The following is a 2,996-nucleotide window of genomic DNA, read 5'->3' as shown; positions in this document are numbered from 1 at the left end:
GCGATGTCGTCAATCACGCCGATGATCTGCGAGATATGGGTGGAGGATTGTTCGATCTCGGTCATCGCCGACACCGCGTTTTGCACCACTTCGCCGCTGTTTTCGGCCTCTTGCTTGGCCTCCTGCATGATGCTTTCGACGCTGCGGGCGCCTTCGGCGGCAGAGGTCACGCTGGCGGTCATTTCATCCAGCGCGGCGGCGGTCTGCTCCAGCGTGGCCGCCTGGCTTTCCGTGCGGCTGGACAGATCGTCCGAAGCCTGGCTGATTTCACCGGCGCCGTTGCGAATGCTTTCCGCAGTATCAATAACCTGCGTCACCGTCCCGCTCAGCGTTTCCGCCGTTTGGTTGAAGTCACGCTGCAGCTGGGCGTAATCTTCTGGCAGCTGTTCGGTGATGCGCACGCTCAGATTGCCCTGAGACAGCTCTGCAAGTCGGCTGGAAATGACATTCACCACATCCACACGCTCTTGGTCGCGGGCCTGCTGCTGGCGTTTCAACACGTTCTGTTCAGCCAATGCATCGCGGAACGACTCCAATGTGCGGGCCATTTCCCCCATTTCACTGCGCGATTCTGTGTAGGGCACGGACGTGTCGGTGTCTCCCGCAGCCATCTCGGCCATCCGCCCATTGAGCGTGTTGATCGGCCCCGTGACGCTGCGCATGATCACCGTCGACGCCACCAAGAGCAGCACCAAGATCACCCCAAGCGCGATCGCTGATTCGGTGATCATGTTGGACAGGTCAGTTTGAATATCCGAGACATATGACCCGGTTCCGATCACCCAACCCCAGGGTTCAAACAACTGCACATAACCCAGCTTGGGCTCTGGCTCGTCCTGATTGGGTTTGTGGAACCAGTATGTCACCGAACCGGCACCGTCTCGCTGCGCAACATCACCGAGTTCTTTGAAAACACGTATCCCTTTTACATCTTCAAAGGCACCCTGATTGGTGCCGACCCAATCGGGCACTGTCGGGTGCGCCTGCACCACCAGATCCAGATCGAATGCAAAGAGATAGCCAGCGCTGTCAAACCGCACGCGCTCGACGATTTCGCGGCCTTGTTTGCGGGCTTCATCGGCGGTCAGCTCTTGGGCTTGAACCCGCGCCTCAAGATCAGCAAGCAGGCTGATCGAGGTGTCGATGATGTTGTGGAGTTCCTTCTTGCGCATGACATAGGAGTTGTCGACCGCCCGTGTCAGCAACAGGGACGTCAGGACAACCGACAGCGCGAGCGCCATTGCCACCACGGCATAAATGCGGATGGGCAGACGGAATAAGATAGATGGCATCGTATTCTTGGTCCTTTGAAAAACAGTTCAAGCGGACCGTAGGTTTGCGCCCCCTAAAAAAGCGTTAGTCGCAGATCCCGCAGCGCGCGCAAAAGACGCAGCATGGCCGCGATTATACGCGCGCCTAGAAACCATCTGGTAAGAAAAGGTGAGTAAGGCGGATAGGTGATTTCAACCCAAGGATGAGCCATTCGCTAAACTTTTAGCTATAAAAAACACTGTTCTGTCAATGTGATCGCACAGTGATCTGGCCCCATCAGACCGCGAACGATGGCGAACAAATCAAGCCAGTCACTTCTTGTGACGATGCGGGCGCCAAAATGCACCGGAGCAGGCAAAGTTAGCCGAAAACAGATTAGGCAAAAACAGAAATGGGGCGCAGATCGCTGCACCCCATTTATTCGATAGTGTTTACCGTTGTTTATGCGGTTTGATCTGCCGCAATACAGCTGGGCGCTTGAGGCACGTCATCGCCCGTGAACCCCAGCTGTAAAGGCCCAATCACGTCGCAGCGGGCAACATCCCTTTTTCCAGTGCCAGCTCGCGCATTTTCTTCTGCAGTTTCTCAAAGGCGCGCACCTCGATCTGCCGGATCCGTTCACGGCTGACACCATATTGGCTGCTCAGATCCTCAAGCGTTTTGGCCTGATCCGCCAGGCGGCGCTGGGTCAGAATGTCCTTTTCGCGATCGTTGAGCACATCCAATGCAGCCGCCAGCAGCTCCCGGCGCGCTTCCAACTCGTCCCGGGCCTCATAATCGCCTGCCTGATCCGCGTCTTCATCTTCGAGCCAATCCTGCCACTGCATCGCGCCTTCACCTTCGGTACCAACCGTGGCGTTCAGCGACGCATCCCCACCAGACATACGCCGGTTCATGGAGATCACTTCATCCTCGGTCACACCAAGGTCAGTGGCGATTCGCTTGACGCTGTCAGGATGCAGGTCGCCCTCTTCCAGAGCGCCAATCCGGGCTTTTGCCTTGCGCAGGTTGAAGAACAGCTTCTTCTGGGCCGAAGTTGTGCCAAGCTTCACCAGAGACCAGGACCGCAGGATATATTCCTGGATCGATGCGCGGATCCACCACATCGCATATGTGGCCAAGCGGAAACCTTTTTCCGGGTCAAAACGTTTGACAGCCTGCATCAAGCCGACATTGGCCTCAGAAATAACCTCGGCCTGGGGCAACCCATAGCCGCGATAACCCATGGCGATTTTCGCCGCCAGACGGAGGTGAGAGGTCACCATTTTATGGGCGGACTTTGCATCCTGCTCCTCGACCCAGCGCTTGGCCAGCATGTATTCCTCTTCCGGCTCCAGCAACGGAAACTTCCGGATTTCCTGCAGGTAGCGGTTCAGGCCGCCTTCTGGGGTCGGTGCGGGTAGGTTTGCATAATTCGCCATCTTGGTGTCCCTCCCAATGTTTAAGGGCTTAACATAAACCAATGTGGGTAAGCAGTGCTCACCTTTCAAGAGGTTCCCGTCAAACTCTTTCAGGTTGGTTCGTTTTAACGCCAAAAGCCCCAAAAATCTGTGACAGAGTTCACAGGAAACGAGAAAATGATAGCGATATACCGCACTCACCCCAAAACCCGAAATTTTTCGTGTGTTATGACCCTGAAGTTGTCTGAGACCTGATCTCGGAATGTTTTCCACTCTTTGGGGATGGTTTCGCGGAAGAATCTCAGGATCGCATCGGCGAATTGC

At 55.8% G+C, this 2,996-nt stretch carries 2 protein-coding genes and 1 pseudogene; all 3 read right to left on the bottom strand.

Annotated elements, in window-relative coordinates; genetic code table 11:
• Positions 1–1,292 (bottom strand): methyl-accepting chemotaxis protein (locus Q0C28_RS01530; RefSeq protein ID WP_293572883.1); only part of this gene is annotated, 1,292 nt, incomplete at its 3' end.
• A gap of 501 nt (positions 1,293–1,793) precedes the next feature.
• The gene (gene rpoH / locus Q0C28_RS01525; protein ID WP_293572882.1) at positions 1,794–2,693 is read right to left on the bottom strand and encodes an RNA polymerase sigma factor RpoH; all 900 of its coding nucleotides are present in this window, start codon (positions 2,691–2,693) and stop codon (positions 1,794–1,796) included.
• Positions 2,694–2,869: 176 nt separating this feature from the next.
• Positions 2,870–2,996: pseudogene (locus Q0C28_RS17720) on the bottom strand (IS630 family transposase); the annotation flags it as partial.

It is taken from the genome of Phaeobacter sp. (genome assembly GCF_022825805.1).
Lineage (GTDB): Bacteria > Pseudomonadota > Alphaproteobacteria > Rhodobacterales > Rhodobacteraceae > Phaeobacter.
This window is presented reverse-complemented; position numbering and strand designations above follow the sequence as displayed.